Source organism: Dyella marensis, assembly GCF_900112865.1.
Classification (GTDB): domain Bacteria; phylum Pseudomonadota; class Gammaproteobacteria; order Xanthomonadales; family Rhodanobacteraceae; genus Dyella_D; species Dyella_D marensis_A.
The window spans coordinates 543740-558866 of record NZ_FONH01000002.1 but is presented as its reverse complement, the minus strand read 5'-3'; the positions used below and the strand labels follow the sequence as shown (position 1 = coordinate 558866).

Here is a 15127-nt window from a genome sequence, read left to right as displayed (position 1 = left end):
TAGATATTTATGCCAAGCCTCGATCCCCTGCTCGACGACCGCGACCGCGCCATCCTCAAGCTGCTGCAGGAGGACGGCCGGCTGACCAATCTGGAGCTGGCCACGCGCATCAATCTGTCCCCCTCGGCCTGCCTGCGCCGGGTGAAGCTGCTGGAGGAGCGCGGGCTGATCTCGCGCTACGTAATGCTGCTGGACGAGAAGGCCGCAGGCCTGGCCGGCACCGCCTTCGTGCTGGTGACGCTGGACCAGCAGGGGCGGGCGGCGCTGGATGCGTTCGAGGCGGCGATCCAGCGGCACCCCGAAGTGACCGAGTGCTGCCTGCTCGCCGGCGCGGCGGATTACATGGTGCGCGTGGTGTATGCGGATTCCGCCGATTTCGAGCGGATCCACACCGATATCCTCACGCAGCTGCCGGGGGTGGTGAGGGTGCAGTCGACGCTGGCGCTGCGTACGGTGAAGAGAACCACGGCGTTACCCGTGTAGGTTGGGGTGAGCCGGAGGCGACTGCGAAGGCAGGATGCTGATGCAGCCTGTAAACCCAACGGTGCGCGATGTTGGAGTTCGCTGCGCTCACTCCAACCTACGCATTGGGGCCTTGCGCGCACCTATGCGGAAGCGGCAGCAGGCGCCGCCGCGCACGATGCATTCGAGGTGCCGCACCTCGCGCCCGCCGGCTGCTTCGAGATAGGCGAGGTCGAAGCGGCATACTTCGGGATGGCGGCGCGCCATGTCGTGGAAGACGCAGTTGAAGGCTTCGATCTGCCATTCGCCGTTGCGCCTGGCCGGCACCGCTTCGTAGCCGAGGCGGTCCAGCTGCGCGGCCAGCATACGGGCGACGGCCTCCTGCGAGCTGTCCTCGCCCGGCGCGACTTCGCGCTGGCCCAGTGCCTGGCCCATGTCACGCATCAGCTGGTCCAGTTCCGCGCCGCCCATGCGGTCGCGCAGCAGTTCCAGCAGTGCGGTGGCGATCGTGCCGTAGTTGCGCGGAAACAGTTCGCGTCCCGCCTCGGTAAGACGGAAGACGGCCAGGGGCCGTCCTCCGCTGGGACGCGCGTGGGCGCGCTCGACGAAACCGTCGGCGAGCAGGCCCGCCAGGTGCTGGCGCACCGCGTTGTGCGTGATGCCCAGGCGTTGGCACAGCAGTTCCACGGTGCCGCCCTCCTGCGCGGACAGCAGCGCGCGCAGCAGGCGCTGGCGGGTTTCGCCGAGCTGGCGCAGTGCGCTCATCAATGCGCCTGGTCCGGGAACTGTTTGGCGATGCCGGCGGCCAGCGCGTCGGCGACGGTGTCCATGTGCTTTTGCATGGCGTCCCAGGTCGCCGCCTCGCCCTTGCTGTCGCCGGCCATGATCTGGCGGATCTGCGTCGCGTGATGGGCGACGTGGCCGGTGAGCAGGCTGAGCAGGGTCGGCTCGGGCAGGTTGGGGTTGGCGCCGGCGAGGAACCTGGCGATCTCCGCGCCGTTGGCGTTGAGCGTGTCCATCGCCTTGGCCTGGCCGGAGGGGTCATTCGCCGCGGCGGCATCGGTCAGCGCTTTTACGCCGCCCCAGTGGCCGGCGAGCAGGGCGAGCATGCGTTCGCCCGCGGGCTTGCCGTAGAAGCCGGCCACGGCGTCGGCGATCTGCTTGGCGTCGGCAACCACCGCGTCCGCCGCGGTCTTGGCCTTGGCCTGGTCGTGCGCGTGCACCGCCATGGCGTAATCACGCGTGGCGACGATATGGCCGTGCCACAGCGAACGCATCGCGGCCTGCAGTTTCGGCGCGGCGGGAGTGGCCGCGGTTGCTGTCGCGTGGTCGGCGTGCGGGGTCGCCGGCAGCGCGAAGGCCAGCGGTGCGGTAGCGGTGAGAAGGGCGGCGAGGAGAATGGTTGAGGTCTTCATGACGTGCTCCGGAGAAGGTCGCTCGGTGCGACAGGGCGATCTTCCGGGGCTTAGGCATACGCTCAAGACATCTATGTGTAAAGCCTGCGAATCCGTCATTCCGGCGCAGGCCGGAATCCAGTGACGTCACGGCCCGGTTGTCGCGGCAACTTTCAAAGGCAAGCCCTTCCACGCCAGGTATTTATAAGGGTGATCGTCACTGGATTCCGGCCTGCGCCGGAATGACGGCTTTGCTGGAGCGCGCCTTTCGTCCCTGGATCGGGCCGTTTCGTCGCCACACCCGCGGTTCCGTCGCAACCCCGGCGCAACCCTCCGCACGCCCCCGCTATGCTCCGCCCCGTCATCGCTTCCGGGGAAAGCCTTCCATGACCAGTTTCTTCTTCGTTATCCGCCTCGCGCTCGCCTGGTTCATCGCCTTCATGGTCTGCGTGATCGCCTGGAACGGGGTGGTCGAGAATTATCACGGCCCGGCCTGGCCCTTCGTGCTGTTCTGCATGGCCCTGCTGGGCATGGTGATCACCGGCGCCTTCTCGCATGTGCGGCGCGTGCGCCTGATCACCGGCCGCGTCGACAGCGGCAACCTGAGCAGCCGCCAGCGGCGCCAGGTGGAGATTCCGTTCGAGGCCGGCGACGCGTTCCGGCTGCTGGATGCGGCGGTGCGCGAATTGCCGCGCAGCGAAGCCGTGGAAAGCGCGCCCGACAGCCTGCAGCTGCGTGCCAAGGTGCGTCGCCTCGATCCCTACGGCAATCGCCTGCCGCGCCGCTTTTCGCTGTTCGGCTGGTTCAACCACCGCGACAACCAGATCCTCGCCACCGTCACGCCCGGCGACGGCAGCAGCAGCGTCACGCTGATCTGCGAACCGTGCAGCGGCGCGTGGAGCGACTGGTTCCGCGTGGACGACGGCACCAACCTGGAGAACGCCGAGGGCATCACCCGCGCGATCACCCGCCGGGTGGCGGAACTGCGCCGCGGCGAACAGGCGGTGGCGCGACAGACCGCCACCGAGAAGGAACTCACCGTGGCGCGCCTGAACCTGCTGCACGCGCAGGTCGAGCCGCACTTTCTCTACAACACGCTGGCCAGCGCGCAATACCTCACGCGCACCGATCCGGCCCGTGCGGACGAAATGCTCGGCCACCTGATTGCCTATCTGCGCCACTCGCTGCCGCGCACCGGCGATGCGCTGTCCACGCTGGCTGACGAACTGGAACGCTCGCGTGCCTACCTGGAGATCCTGCGCATCCGCATGGGCGATCGCCTGAAGCTGGAGATCGACGTGGCGCCGGACCTGCTCGCCACGCCACTGCCGCCGATGATGCTGCAGACCCTGGTGGAGAACGCGGTCAAGCACGGCCTGGAACCCAAGCCCGGCGGCGGCACCATCTGGCTGCTCGGCCGCGCCAAGGACGATGCGGTGGCGATCACCGTGGCGGACGACGGCCAGGGCTTTTCGGAAGCGGGCAGCGGTACCGGCATCGGCCTGAAGAACGTGCGCGAGCGGCTCGGGCTGGTCTACGGCAGCACGGCCTCGCTCGCCATCCTGGCCAACTTCCCCAGCGGCGTGGCCGCCACGCTGACCGTGCCGGCCAAGGCGGTGGGCCATGCTTAAGACCGTGGTCGCCGAAGACGAACCGCTGCTGCGCCAGGCCTTGTGCGAACAGCTGGAGCATGCATGGCCGGAGCTGGAGATCGCCGCCGAATGCGAAGACGGCGCCGCCGCACTGGAAGCGATCGCCGAGCACCGTCCCGACGTCGCCTTCCTGGATATCCGCATGCCCGGCCTGACCGGCCTGGAAGTGGCCGCGGCCGCGGCGGAAGCCAGCCCCGCCACCCAGGTGGTGTTCGTCACCGCCTACGACCAGTACGCGGTGGATGCCTTCGAGCGCGGCGCGGTGGATTACCTGCTGAAGCCCATCGCGCCGGAACGCCTTGCCGCCACCGTGCAGCGGATCAAGGCACGCGGCGCGGGCGAGGGACTGGCCGGCGACGCGCTGGCCGCACTGGTGCGCCAGCTCGATGCCGGGCGCTTCGCCGAGGCACGTCCGCCGCTGACCTGGATCACCGCCAGCGCCGGCCGCGAGACGCGCCTGATCATGATCGACGACGTGGCGTATTTCCGCGCCGACCACAAATACACCACCGTGGTCACCGCCGAAGGCGAGGCGCTGATGCGCAAGCCGATCCGCGAACTGCTCGGCCTGCTCGACCCCGCGGTGTTCAAGCAGATCCACCGCTCGACCATCGTCAATCTCAAGGCGGTGGCGGCGGTGATCCGCGACGACAGCGGCAAGGGCACGCTGCGCCTGCGCCAGCGTCCGGAGACGCTGCTGGTGAGCCAGCCCTTCATGATCCTGTTCCGCAACATGTGACGCGGCCCGCGCCCAGGAGAGCGAACATGCGCAACCTACTGGCCCTGTTTTATTACCTGCTCGCGGTGGTGGGCTGCTCCAGCGGCCACGTCACCGATATCCGCAGCGAGGCGGACGGACGCGACATCGTGCACGGCAAGATCGTGCTGAACGCCGGCGTGGCGAAATTCGAATGCCTGGCCAGTGCGACTGGACAGTGCCAGTTCGCGCTGTTCGATCCCTCGTGCACGGATCCGACGGCGACTTGCGACAAGCCGCCGGAACGTTTCGCGCTGGCGCAGGGCACGAGCCGAGAAATTGTCGGTCTCGCAGCGGGTTTCCGCCCTTGCGTGAGCGCGGATGGAACAGCCGCACGGCCGGATTGCGCCCATTGACGTAGGTTGGGGTGAGCCACAGGCGAACCCCAACGTTGCGTCGCCCCCGAGGCGCTATGTTGGGGTTCGCCTGCGGCTCACCCCAACCTACGTTCCGCTTGCATCAGCGTGCGTCGACCGCCTGCAGGGCCCGCTCGATCACCTCGTCGCGTCCGGCGCGGAAGCCCGCGATCGTCTGCACCGCCCACACGTCCGGCGCCGTGCCGACCAGGTGGATGGGCGTGTGGCCATCGTGCCGCGTCACACGCAGTCCGCTGAACCGCAACAGATAGTTGCCCGGCACGACGAAGCTCTGCAGATCGCCGCTGGTGCCGGCGGTGCGCGAGCCGACGATGAGCCCGAGATGTTCGTCGTCCACATAGCTGAGCACGGAGTCGCCGAAACTGAGGGTGTCCGGGCCGGACAGGAACACGCGGCGGCCACGGAAGCGCGGTGCCAGCGGCTGCAGGTCCCAACCCTGGCTGTCATAGCCGGAGACCTGTTGGTACGGCCCGTCGACGAAGGCCATGTGCGCCCACTTCGCATGTTCTTCGTGATCGATCAGCTGGCCCAGCAGATCGAAGGTAACGGCCACGTCCTTCGGGTATTGGCGCATGTCGAACAGGACGGCGTCGGCATAGACCAGGCGATCCATGTAGGGCTGCAGGTCGGCCCGCACCACCCGGGACAGATCGACGTACCACACGCGCGGGCGCAGTTGCGCGATCGGCGCCGGCAGCACGGCGCTGTGCATGTCGGTGACGGTAGTGCGGTCGTAGTGCAGGGTGATGTCGAGGTAGCGCCCGCCGCGTTCCAGGCGCAGCGCGATCGCGGTGTTGCGCGCGCCGTAGGCCAGTTCATCCAGCGCGCGTTGCGGCCGGAACTGCGGCGAGCCCGAGGCGAGGCGGGTCTGGCGCGCCAGCCAGCGGCGGGCCGGTTCGCCGTTGACGGCGACGATGCGGTCGCCAGGCTGCACGCCGGGATCGCGGCTGTCCGTCACCACCAAGCGGCCTTCGAACGTGTCGACCAGGATCTGCAGCCCCGTCTGTTTGCGCAGACGGTCGAGCACCATGCCATGGCCGTCCTGCACCAGCGAGACCAGATGCCGCAGCAGGTCGCGATGCTCGCCGCGGTCCGCCGGCCGGTTCGCCTCGCGCAGCAGCGGCAGCAGTTGCGCATCCCAGTCGACATCCACATCCATCCAGTACGGATAGAAGTGCCGGTAGACATTCCACGCCACCACCACGTCGGCTTCGCGCTGCGCCGGAGTCAGCGCTAGGCCCTCCGCCGGCTCGGGAACCGACTGGGCCATGCGCGCCTTCAGCACGTCCAGTGCTGCACGCTGTGCAGGTGTCACCAGCGCATCGGCTGGCGCCAGGTCGAGCGGCACGCGTGCTTTCCAGCCATTGCCGAGCGGGAAGTCCACCACGCGGCCCAGCACTTCGGGCAGCGGATACAGCACGGCATCGGGCGCGTCGTAATCGGAGCCCGGCGGCGTGGGCGTGGCCGGGATCGATGCGGCCACGCCCGCGCGGTGTGTGCGTTTGGCCTGGTAGTTCGTATAGGGACTGACGCCGTCGGCGTAGCCGCGGTGCTGCCACAGGATGCGCGAGGGATCGCGGGTCGGTGGCGGTACCGGCGGGTAGGGCTGCCACGCCGGCAGGATCTGCACACCGGCGGCGATCGGCATGAACAACTCGCGCAACACTTGTCCCTCGGCCTGCCGGTCGGGCGCAGCCTGCACTTGCTGCACGCCGTAGACGGCGAAGCGGTTCCAGTCCACTTCCTGCACGGCGTCGCCGGGATGGAAGTGGCGCACCACGCCGTAGAGGCGGGCGAATGCGGCCACCTGCCGGGCATCGTGCGCGCCGCGGTCGGTATCGGCGCCGGTCGCGCCGGCAGTGGCGGTGGCGAGAAACAACAGCAGGCCCAAGGTCCGCAACATCTTCATGAGAGGACTCTCCGTGGTTACCAGGTTGTCGAAAACGGCGCCGCGGCGCCGGGGATTTCCTGCAGCGTTATTGCGAGAAATCGAGATTGGCCGGCGCCGTCGGGAAGATGGGCTGGGCCATGCCGGTCACCGGGATGTCCTTGCCTACTTCCTCCAGCCTGAAATCGTCGGCCGCGACTTCGCCCCTGCCTTCCAGCAGGAAGCCGAAGGCGATCGCCTGGGCATTCGGCGGCACGTCGAGCACGATCTCGTAGCGCTTCCACTGGGTATCGCCGTGCAGCGCGCGCGGCCCCATGTTGTCGAAGGCCGCTCCCCGCTGCGTCGCCGAATCGATGCGCATCCACAGCGCGGCGCTTAAGACATCGCGCGTGCGCAGGTAGCCCGACAGGCGCAGGCGCTTGCCGCGATAGGTCTGCGCGTCGATGGTCTGCATCAGCGTGGCGAAGCCGCGGGCCTGCGCTTGCGCGCGGATATAGGCATTGCGGCCGCCGGGATGCCGGTCGCCCGGGCGCACGCCGAAGTCGTAGCTTTCCGGTGCGGAGCCGGAAGTGAACCAACCCTTGGGCAACTCGCCCGCCTGGGCCTGGCCGGCGAGCAGCAGGGCGACGAGTGCGATGGTGGAGCGCTTGATCATGGCATTTCCCGGTAAATGTCACCGTGCGTTCCGGCGGCCAGGCCGACCTGGCTTCCGACGGCAGGCGGCGTGACGTCCATCTGCAGCAGATAGGCGCGGGTGGCTTCGTCGGCCGCGCCGGGACTGGCGGCTCGATACGTGCCCAGCCACAGCAGCAGGCTCGCCGCGAAGGCCAGGGCCAGCCAGGGCCAGGCGCGGCGCGCGGACGCATGCGCCACGGTGGCGCGCAGCACGCGCGCGTCCAGCCGGCGCGGCGCGGTTTCGTTCGCGCTCTGGCGATAAAGCGCGACCAGTTCGTCGAAGGCATCGTCGTTCACAGCCAGGGCTCCAGCGCTTCGCGCAGCCGCTGCTGCGCATAGCGCAGGCGGCTCTTGACGGTCTCGCGGGGCACGCCGGTGGCGAGCGCGATGTCTTCCAGGCTCAGGCCGCCCTCGGCTTTCAGCAGGAAGGCCTCGCGCTGCGGCAGCGGCAACGCGCGCACGGCATGCTGCAGCGCCTGGCCCAGGGCGTCGTTGTGGGCGCGGCCTTCGGGTGAAAGTCCGGCGGCCGGCGCATGTTCGCGCACGGCATCGGCTTCGTTGCGCTCCGCCGCGTGGAGTCCGTCGGGTGCATGGCGCTCCAGCACGCGCCAGCGATCGGCGGCGCGGCGATGGGCGATGCCGAACAGCCATGCCGCGAACGATGCACCCGTGACATAGCCGTGCTTGCCGCGAACCACCGCCAGCCAGACCTCCTGGAACACTTCCTCCGCCTCCTGCGGATGCGCCGCCAGCCGCAAGGTGTAGCGATAGAGCTTGTCGCGGTAGCGCAGGTAGAGCACGCGGAAGGAGCGCTCGTCGCCGTCCTGGTAGCGGGCCATGCAGTCTTCGTCGGTGGGGGCGTCGAAGCGCAGGGGCGGCGGCAGCACGGCTTCGTGCTTGGCGAGCCACGGCCACGGTGATTGCAGGAAACCGATGGCCCCGGCCAGTAACGGGCCGCCGGGCAGTGTGCGGGTGGTCATGGGCATCCGTTCCTAAAGGGTATCCCCGGTATTCGCTGAGTTCGACAGAATGGGGTTAAGAGGGCTCTGTCCATTCGAATCCTTCTCCCTTCGGTGATTCGATGTGGCCATTGGGGAAGGTGCGGGCGGAGCAGCGCACATCACTCTTGCGCTCCGCCCGTACCCTCACCCCAACCCCTCTCCCGAAGGAGAGGGGCTCAGCGCCGCGGTACGCGCAAACGTTGCGGCCCCTCGACCTCCAAGGTGGAACCCTTCTCCCTCCGGCGACCCGAAGGTAGTCCCCGTGGGAGAGAAGGTGGCGGCAGCCGGATGAGGGTACGGGCGGAGCAGCGCACATCACTCTTGCGCTCCGTCCGTACCCTCACCCCAACCCCTCTCCCGAAGGGAGAGGGGCTCAGCGTCGCGGTACGCGCAAACGTTGCGGCCCCTCGACCTCCAAGGTGGAACCCTTCTCCCTCCGGGAGAAGGTGGCGGCAGCCGGATGAGGGTACGGGCGGAGCAGTGCGCATCACTCTTGCGCTGCGCCCGTACCCTAACCCCACCCTTCTCTGCCACGGGGACTACCTTCGGGTCGCCGGCGGGAGAGGGGCTCCAAGCTCAGGCGCTGCGCGCCTTTCGCTCCGCGCGCAGTTCCAGCCATTCATAGAGCGTCGGCAGCAAGACCAGTGTCAACAGCGTCGAGGTGATCAGTCCGCCGACGACCACGGTTGCCAATGGCCGTTGCGTCTCCGCGCCCACGCCGCTGGACAGCAGCATCGGCACCAGGCCAAGGATCGCCACGCTTGCGGTCATCAGCACCGGCCGCAGGCGCAGCGCCGTGCCGCGCAGCACCGCCTCGCGCACGCCGAGGCCCTGGCTGCGCTGCTCATTGAGGAAGCTCACCAGCACGATGCCGTTGAGCATCGCCACGCCGAACACCGCGATGAAGCCGATCGCCGAGGGCACCGACAGATACTGCCCGGTCACCGCCAGCCCGACGATGCCGCCGATGGTGGCGAACGGCACGTTGGCGAGGATCAGTGCCGCGTACTTCATCGAATTGAACGCCGTATACAGCAGGATGAAGATGAAGAAGATCGTCGCCGGCACGATCAGCGACAGGCGCCGCAAGGCGCGCTGCTGGTTCTCGAAGGCGCCGCCCCATTCGGTGTAGTAGCCGTTCGGCAATTTCACCTGCTGCGCGATGGCGGCATTGGCATCGCGCACGAAGCCGTCGATGTCGCGGCCGCGCACGTCCATCTGGATCACCGCGTAGCGCTGCAGCTGCTCGCGGCGGATGAAGGAATAGCCTTCCGCCTGCGTCACCTCCGCTACTTGCGACAACTGCACCAGGGCGCCGCTGGCGGCGCGGATCGGAATGCGCTCGATCGCCGGCAGCGAGGCCTTGCTGGCGTCGTCCAGGCGCACCGCGATGTCGAAGCGCCGCACGCCGTCCAGCAGGGTGGAGACCGGTTCGCCGCCGATGCCGTTCTGCACCACGGTCAGCACGTCCTGCGCATTGAGGCCGTAGCGGGCCAGCGCATCGCGGTCGACGCGGATGCGGATCTGCGGCTTGCCTAGGTTGGCTTCCAGGGCGAGGTCGGCCACGCCCGCTACGCCTGCCAGCACGTCCTTGATGCGGCCGCTCAGGCGATCGAGTTCGCCCAGGTCGTCGCCGTAGAGCTTGAGCGCCAGGGTGGCGCGCACGCCGGATATGAGCTCCTCGATGCGCATCTGGATCGGCTGCGTATAGCTCACCACCGCGGTGGGCAGGGCGGCGCTCAGCTCCTGCTGCATGGCCGCCTCGATGCTTTCCAGCGTCTGCCCCTTGCGCCATTGCGTCTTCGGCTTGAGCGGCGTGTATACCTCCATGTAGTTGACGTCCGCGGTCTCGCCTTTCTCGGCGCGGCCGATCATCGCCAAGGTAGTGTCGACCTCGGGGAATTTCTGCCTGATCAGCGCCTCGACCTGCTGCGAGATCGCGATCGATTCGTCCAGCGAGGCCGACGGGATCGAGGTGATGCGCCACATGATCGAGCCTTCCTTGAGGTTGGGCATGAATTCCTTGCCCAGGAACGGGAACAGCGCAAGGCTCCCGGCCAGCGCGACAAGCGCGATCGCCAGCACCGCGCGGCGCCGCGCCAGCGACCAGTCCAGCACCCTGCTGTAGTGGCGCTTGAGGAAGGCCACCAGGCGAGTGTCCTTTTCCTCCTTCGGTCGCAGCACCAGCGCCGCCAGCACGGGAATCAGCGTCAAGGCCAGGATCAGCGAGCCGGCCATGGCGAAGCCGATGTTGAACGCCATCGGCTTGAACATCTTGCCCTCCAGCCCCTGCAGGCCGAACAGCGGCAGGAACACCACGATGATGATCAGGATCGCGAACGCGATCGGATTGGCCACTTCGCGCGCCGCCGCCAGCACCGCGGCGGTGCGGTCCACCGGCAGGCCCTGGGCCTTGCGTTCGGCCATCAGGCGGAACGCGTTCTCCACCATCACCACCGCGCCGTCCACCATCATGCCGATGCCGATCGCCAACCCGGCCAGCGACATCAGGTTGGCGGACAGGCCCGCCTGCTCCATGCAGATGAAGGCGATCAGCATCGCCAAGGGCAGGGCGACCACCACCACCAGCGCGCTGCGCAGTTCGCCGAGGAACAGGAACAGCACGATGGCCACCAGGATGGAGCCTTCGATCAGCGCGCGGACCGCGGTGCCCACCGCCTCGTTCACCAGTTCGGTGCGCTCGTAGACCGGCTTCACCACCGTGCCTTCGGGCAGCGCCTGTTGGACGGTGGCGAGCCTGGCCTTCACTGCGTCGACCACGTCCTTGGCATTCTCGCCGATGCGCGCCAGCGCCTGGCCCATCACCACTTCCTTGCCGTCGCGGGTGACCGCGCCGGTGCGCGGTGCGCCGGCTTCGGCGACGGTGGCGACGTCGCGCACATAGACCGGCGTGCCGTCTTCGCTCTTCAGCACGATATTGCCCAGGTCGCGCGCGTCCTTGACCAGGCCCAGGCCGCGCACCAGGTATTGCTCGCGGCCGACGTCCACGAAGTTGCCGCCGACCTGGGCGTTGTTCGCCTCCAGCGCTTCGATCACTTGCCTGAAGCCCAGGTTGTGCGCGATCAGCTTCATCGGATCGATGCGCACCTGGTATTGCTTCTCCTGGCCGCCCCACGACGTGACATCGTCGACACCCGGCGCGGTGCGCAGGATCAGGCGGATGGTCCAGTCCTGCAGGGTGCGCAGGTCCATGTCGCCGGGCGCGTTCCTGAGCTGGTCGTCGGCGCGCTCGACCGTGTACCAGAAGACCTGGCCCAGGCCCGAGGTGTTCGGCCCCATCTCCGGCTTGCCGTAGCCGGCCGGCAAGCGGTCGCCGACTTGCTGCAGGCGTTCGTTGACGAGCTGGCGGGCGAAGTAGATGTCCATGTCGTCTTCGAAATAGACCGACACGTACGAAAGACCGAACAGGCTGACGGAGCGGATTTCCTGCACCTTCGGCAGGCCGGCGAGCGCGGATTCCACCGGCGTGGTCAGCAGCTGCTCGACATCCTCGGCGGCCAGGCCGGAGGCCTCGGTGTAGACATTGACCTGTACCGGCGTGACATCGGGGAACGCATCGATCGGCAGCGAGCGCACGGCCCGGTAGCCGGCCGCGGCGACGATCAGGAACAGGATCAGCACCAGCAGCTTGTAGCGCAGGGAGAGTTCGACGAGGCGCCCGAGCATCATTCTTCTCCCAGCTGCGAACGCAGCAGCCGCGCCTTCAGGCCGAAGGCGCCCTTGCTGACGTAGCCGGTGCCGTCCTTGAGGCCGTCCCTGATTTCGACCCAGCCGTCGCGCGTTTCGCCGGTGAGCACCGGCGCCGGCTCGAACTGGCCGTTGCCCTTGGCGACGAACACCGTGCTCTGGTTCTGCAGCAGGATCACCGCTTCCGCCGGCACGGCGAGCACCGGCTTGCCCGCGCCGACGGCCAGGCGCGTGTCGACCAGTTCGCCCTGGTGCAGCAGGTCGTCGCGGTTGTCGACTTCGATGCGCACGGGGACGGTGCGCGTTCTCTCGTCGGTCTGGTGCGAGCGCTGCACCACCTTGCCCGGCAGGGTGCTGCCGTGGACCAGGATGCGGGCGTCGCCGCCGGGCTTGACGCGTTCGGCGTCGGCAGGCGGCAGTTGCGCTTCCACCCAGACCGAATCTTCCTTGACCAGGGTGAACAACATGCGCCCCGCATCGACGCGTTCGCCCACCAGGAACTGGTCGGTGGTGATGCGGCCGTCGGTGGGCGCGAGCAATTCGTAACTGCCATCCGCCTTGGCGGAACCGTTGCGCAGCACGTTGCGGATCTGCCCGTCCGAAAGACCGTAGGCGCGCAGCTTGGCCTGCGCCTGATCGCGCTGCACCTTCACTTCGGTGTAGCGGCGTCCGGACACCGCCTGCGGACCCAGTGAGGCGACGCGCTGCCAGTCCTGCTCGGCCACGATCAGCGAACCCTGCGTTTCGGCGACCTGCACGCTGGACAGCACCACCAGCGGCTGGCCGGCTTTCACCACATCGCCGAGCCTGACCAGCCGCTTGAGCACCATCGATTCGATGCGCGGGGCGACCAGCACGGTGGAATAGGCATCGGCCTTCACTTCGCCGGGCGCCTTGATTTCGTCGGTCAGCGCGCGCGTGCCGAGCCGGGCCAGCACGATGCCGGCATCCTTGATCGCTTGCGCATCGAGGGCGAGCGGGTTGGCGCTTGGCGTTTCCCTGGTTTCTTCGGCATGCACGGTTGCGACAGCTGTCGTCATGGCGAGACAGAAAAATGCGGAACGGAGAACGGGGCGGGTCATGGCGAAGCATCCTTCTGGCTGCCGTCGACCCAGTCGGTCAGGCGGCCGGCGGCGGAGAGGTAGTCGAACCAGGCCTGCCAGGCCTGGCTTTGCAGTTCGAGGCCGGACAGCGCGGTGTCGAGGCTTTGCTTGAGCTGGACGAGGTAGTCCGAGGTGCCGAGTTCGCCGGCGCGCCAGAGCCTTTCCAGCAGGGCGGTGCGCTCGTCGAACGCCGCGGCGCGGCTGCCGCGAAAGGCCTGGGCAGCGTTGAGCAAGGCGTCGTAGCGCGCCTGTGCCTCGCGCAGGCGCGCCTTGGCGCCCAGCTGCTGCGCATGCACGCCGGCCGCGGCGGCCTCGGCCTCGGCGCGCGCAGCGTCCACTTCGGCGCGGCCCGTGTTGAGCACGGGCAGCGGAATGGAAAGGCTTACGCCGATGACCCGATCGCTCATCTGCCTGTTGCGCACCTGCCCGCCGGTGACGCTGACAGTGGGATCGGGGATGCGTGCGCGCCGGGCGACCTGCACGCCGGCTTCGGCCCCGGCCTGCAGCGCGCGGGCCCTGAGCAGTTCGGGGTAGTCGTCGAAGGACAGCGGCGCGACGGATGACGACGCAGGCGGCAATGCATCCGGCAGGCTGCCCGCATCCGCGGCGGCGCTCTCGCTGATCGAGGCGAGCGATGCCAGCGACGCCGCTTCGTTGCCGACCAGCGAAGCCTGCTGGATCTGCGCCTCGCCCAGGGCCAGGCCGGCGAGGTCGCGTTCCGGGCTGCTGATATCGCCCACCTTCAGGCGCTGCGCCGCGAGGTCGTCGAAGCGGCGCATCAGTTCCACGCGGCGTTCGCCGAGCCGGCGTTGTTCGGCGGCGAGCGCCAGCGTGGACCGCGCCTTCAGCCAGCGCGCGGCGATGTCACGGCGCAGCAGGTCGTAGCCGGCCTGGCTGGCCTGCAACTCTGCCGCGCCCTGTCCGGCGCGCGCCTTGCGCTTGCCGGACAGGTCCAGTGCGAGGCTCAGCCCGGCCGTGCGCCGGTTGACGTCGGCGTTTTCGGCATCGAGCGCGAGGGTGGGGTTGTACAGCGGCTGCGCCGCGGCGCGGGCGCGCGCCTGCGCCGCGGCGAGGTCGGCGCGAGCGACCTGTACGCCGGGGCTGCCATCCCAGACAGCGCGCACGGCCTGTCGCAGTGATGGAGGGGCAACAAGGGCCGGATTTACGGCGTTTTCGCCGGCCGGCGCCGACCAGACGGCACCGGCACAAAGCATGCTGGCAACCCCGAGCAGGGCTGCGCGTAGGACGGACATGAGCAACGTCTCCTAAAAACCATCAGGGCGCCTCGCTCGTAGAGCGACGCGGATGCGAGGGTTTTCAGGCGGCGATGGGCGGGCGCAGCAGGGATGCCGTGGGTTCGGCGCGATAGCCGGAGGCGGCCGCGGGCAGCTCGGACGGCAGGATCTCGGCGGCGAGGTGGAACGTCACCATCGTCGGCAGCGGCACCGCATGCGTGCAGGCGCAATGGCAGGCACCGCCTTCGCCGAGCAGGCAATCGCCATCGTCGCCGGCGAGGTCCGCCGCGGCCTGCACGACGGCGGAGCGCTGCGCTTGCGTGTCGTAGCTCACGCCGTCGGCGGCGCACAGCGAACCGCCGACGAGCTTGAACATCAAGGCGAACATGGCCAGCAGCCACAGGCCGCGATAGCGGCGAAGCTGGGTCAAGGATGGCCTGGATGCACGGGACATAGTGCTGGATCGTAGACGGCGGGCGATGTGTTAGACAATTTCATCCGCCGCCAACGATGGGAACGAGCATGCCCTGGATCATCTTCAAATACCTGATCACGGCCGCCGTGGTGGTGGCCGTGTCGGAACTGGCCAAGCGCAGCGACCGCCTGGGCGCCGTGCTGGCTTCGCTGCCCCTGGTCACCCTGCTGGCGCTGATCTGGCTGTATGTCGAGAAGCAGCCGGCGTCGAAGATCGCCAACCACGCCTGGTATACGTTCTGGTACGTGGTGCCGACCTTGCCGATGTTCCTGGCCTTCCCGCGCCTGCTCAACCGCTTCGGCTTCTGGCCGGCGCTGGGTTGCAGCGCCGTGATCACCATGGTGTCCTTCGTGCTGTTCGCGCTGGCGGTGCGGCCGTTCGGCATCAAGCTGGTGTAGGG

General features: G+C 68.4%; 15 protein-coding genes. 5 read left to right on the top strand and 10 right to left on the bottom strand.

The features are described 5' to 3' along the window. Window positions 1-9: 9 nt before the first annotated feature. Window positions 10-483: an Lrp/AsnC family transcriptional regulator gene (locus BM172_RS05400; protein WP_026636361.1), complete on the top strand. Its 474-nt coding sequence runs from the start codon at window positions 10-12 to the stop codon at window positions 481-483. An 87-nt stretch (window positions 484-570) separates the two neighbouring features. Here BM172_RS05400 and BM172_RS05395 read toward each other — a convergent pair whose 3' ends face one another. After that, window positions 571-1227 (bottom strand): helix-turn-helix transcriptional regulator, encoded by a 657-nt coding sequence (locus BM172_RS05395; protein WP_035323789.1) that lies wholly within the window; start codon window positions 1225-1227, stop codon window positions 571-573. Beyond that, a complete protein-coding gene (locus BM172_RS05390) occupies window positions 1227-1877 on the bottom strand; it encodes a hypothetical protein (protein ID WP_035323791.1) in 651 nt (216 codons plus the stop codon). The genes BM172_RS05395 and BM172_RS05390 overlap by 1 nt, the downstream gene beginning before the upstream one ends. 365 nt (window positions 1878-2242) lie before the next feature. Here BM172_RS05390 and BM172_RS05385 point away from each other — a divergent pair, with 365 nt between their 5' ends. Genes BM172_RS05385 through BM172_RS05375 form a run of 3 tightly spaced genes read left to right on the top strand, consistent with a single transcriptional unit; the run spans window position 2243 to window position 4621 of the window. Further along, complete coding sequence (locus BM172_RS05385) at window positions 2243-3487, top strand: sensor histidine kinase (protein ID WP_026636364.1); 1245 nt, start codon at window positions 2243-2245, stop codon at window positions 3485-3487. Next, the gene (locus tag BM172_RS05380) at window positions 3480-4247 is read left to right on the top strand and encodes a LytR/AlgR family response regulator transcription factor (RefSeq protein WP_026636365.1); all 768 of its coding nucleotides are present in this window, start codon (window positions 3480-3482) and stop codon (window positions 4245-4247) included. The genes BM172_RS05385 and BM172_RS05380 overlap by 8 nt, the downstream gene beginning before the upstream one ends. Before the next feature lie 26 nt (window positions 4248-4273). After that, complete coding sequence (locus tag BM172_RS05375; protein ID WP_026636366.1) at window positions 4274-4621, top strand: hypothetical protein; 348 nt, start codon at window positions 4274-4276, stop codon at window positions 4619-4621. A 103-nt stretch (window positions 4622-4724) separates the two neighbouring features. Here the strand turns inward: BM172_RS05375 and BM172_RS05370 are convergent, their stop codons facing one another. The 8 genes from BM172_RS05370 to BM172_RS05335 form a co-directional block, all read right to left on the bottom strand. Then, window positions 4725-6551, bottom strand: a complete 1827-nt coding sequence (locus tag BM172_RS05370) for a S41 family peptidase (RefSeq protein WP_026636367.1) — start codon at window positions 6549-6551, stop codon at window positions 4725-4727. 67 nt (window positions 6552-6618) lie between these two features. After that, a complete protein-coding gene (locus BM172_RS05365) occupies window positions 6619-7185 on the bottom strand; it encodes a hypothetical protein (protein WP_051548965.1) in 567 nt (188 codons plus the stop codon). Continuing rightward, entirely contained in the window at window positions 7182-7502 is a 321-nt protein-coding gene (locus tag BM172_RS05360) for a hypothetical protein (RefSeq protein ID WP_026636368.1), read from the bottom strand. The genes BM172_RS05365 and BM172_RS05360 overlap by 4 nt, the downstream gene beginning before the upstream one ends. Next, on the bottom strand, window positions 7499-8185 hold the full coding sequence (locus tag BM172_RS05355; protein ID WP_051548966.1) for a sigma-70 family RNA polymerase sigma factor: 687 nt from the start codon (window positions 8183-8185) through the stop codon (window positions 7499-7501). The genes BM172_RS05360 and BM172_RS05355 overlap by 4 nt, the downstream gene beginning before the upstream one ends. Window positions 8186-8782: 597 nt before the next feature. Further along, window positions 8783-11893, bottom strand: a complete 3111-nt coding sequence (locus BM172_RS05350) for an efflux RND transporter permease subunit (RefSeq protein WP_026636370.1) — start codon at window positions 11891-11893, stop codon at window positions 8783-8785. After that, window positions 11893-12954 carry an efflux RND transporter periplasmic adaptor subunit gene (locus BM172_RS05345; RefSeq protein ID WP_428844756.1) on the bottom strand — a complete coding sequence of 354 codons (1062 nt, stop codon included), beginning with the start codon at window positions 12952-12954 and terminating at the stop codon, window positions 11893-11895. The genes BM172_RS05350 and BM172_RS05345 overlap by 1 nt, the downstream gene beginning before the upstream one ends. Before the next feature lie 38 nt (window positions 12955-12992). Beyond that, the gene (locus tag BM172_RS05340; protein WP_026636372.1) at window positions 12993-14141 is read right to left on the bottom strand and encodes a TolC family protein; all 1149 of its coding nucleotides are present in this window, start codon (window positions 14139-14141) and stop codon (window positions 12993-12995) included. 193 nt (window positions 14142-14334) lie between these two features. Continuing rightward, complete coding sequence (locus tag BM172_RS05335; RefSeq protein WP_051548967.1) at window positions 14335-14682, bottom strand: hypothetical protein; 348 nt, start codon at window positions 14680-14682, stop codon at window positions 14335-14337. 92 nt (window positions 14683-14774) lie between these two features. Between BM172_RS05335 and BM172_RS05330 the strand changes: the two genes are divergently transcribed. Continuing rightward, a complete protein-coding gene (locus tag BM172_RS05330) occupies window positions 14775-15125 on the top strand; it encodes a DUF3147 family protein (RefSeq protein ID WP_026636374.1) in 351 nt (116 codons plus the stop codon). The last annotated feature ends 2 nt before the right edge of the window (window positions 15126-15127 follow it).

Excerpts from the sequence above, each read along its gene's own strand:
- BM172_RS05400 (WP_026636361.1), top strand. The coding sequence starts at position 10 with ATGCCAAGCCTCGATCCCCTGCTCGACGACCGCGACCGCGCCATCCTC.
- BM172_RS05395 (WP_035323789.1), bottom strand. The coding sequence starts at position 1,227 with ATGAGCGCACTGCGCCAGCTCGGCGAAACCCGCCAGCGCCTGCTGCGC.
- BM172_RS05390 (WP_035323791.1), bottom strand. The coding sequence starts at position 1,877 with ATGAAGACCTCAACCATTCTCCTCGCCGCCCTTCTCACCGCTACCGCA.
- BM172_RS05385 (WP_026636364.1), top strand. The coding sequence starts at position 2,243 with ATGACCAGTTTCTTCTTCGTTATCCGCCTCGCGCTCGCCTGGTTCATC.
- BM172_RS05380 (WP_026636365.1), top strand. The coding sequence starts at position 3,480 with ATGCTTAAGACCGTGGTCGCCGAAGACGAACCGCTGCTGCGCCAGGCC.
- BM172_RS05375 (WP_026636366.1), top strand. The coding sequence starts at position 4,274 with ATGCGCAACCTACTGGCCCTGTTTTATTACCTGCTCGCGGTGGTGGGC.
- BM172_RS05370 (WP_026636367.1), bottom strand. The coding sequence starts at position 6,551 with ATGAAGATGTTGCGGACCTTGGGCCTGCTGTTGTTTCTCGCCACCGCC.
- BM172_RS05365 (WP_051548965.1), bottom strand. The coding sequence starts at position 7,185 with ATGATCAAGCGCTCCACCATCGCACTCGTCGCCCTGCTGCTCGCCGGC.
- BM172_RS05355 (WP_051548966.1), bottom strand. The coding sequence starts at position 8,185 with ATGACCACCCGCACACTGCCCGGCGGCCCGTTACTGGCCGGGGCCATC.
- BM172_RS05350 (WP_026636370.1), bottom strand. The coding sequence starts at position 11,893 with ATGCTCGGGCGCCTCGTCGAACTCTCCCTGCGCTACAAGCTGCTGGTG.
- BM172_RS05345 (WP_428844756.1), bottom strand. The coding sequence starts at position 12,954 with ATGACGACAGCTGTCGCAACCGTGCATGCCGAAGAAACCAGGGAAACG.
- BM172_RS05330 (WP_026636374.1), top strand. The coding sequence starts at position 14,775 with ATGCCCTGGATCATCTTCAAATACCTGATCACGGCCGCCGTGGTGGTG.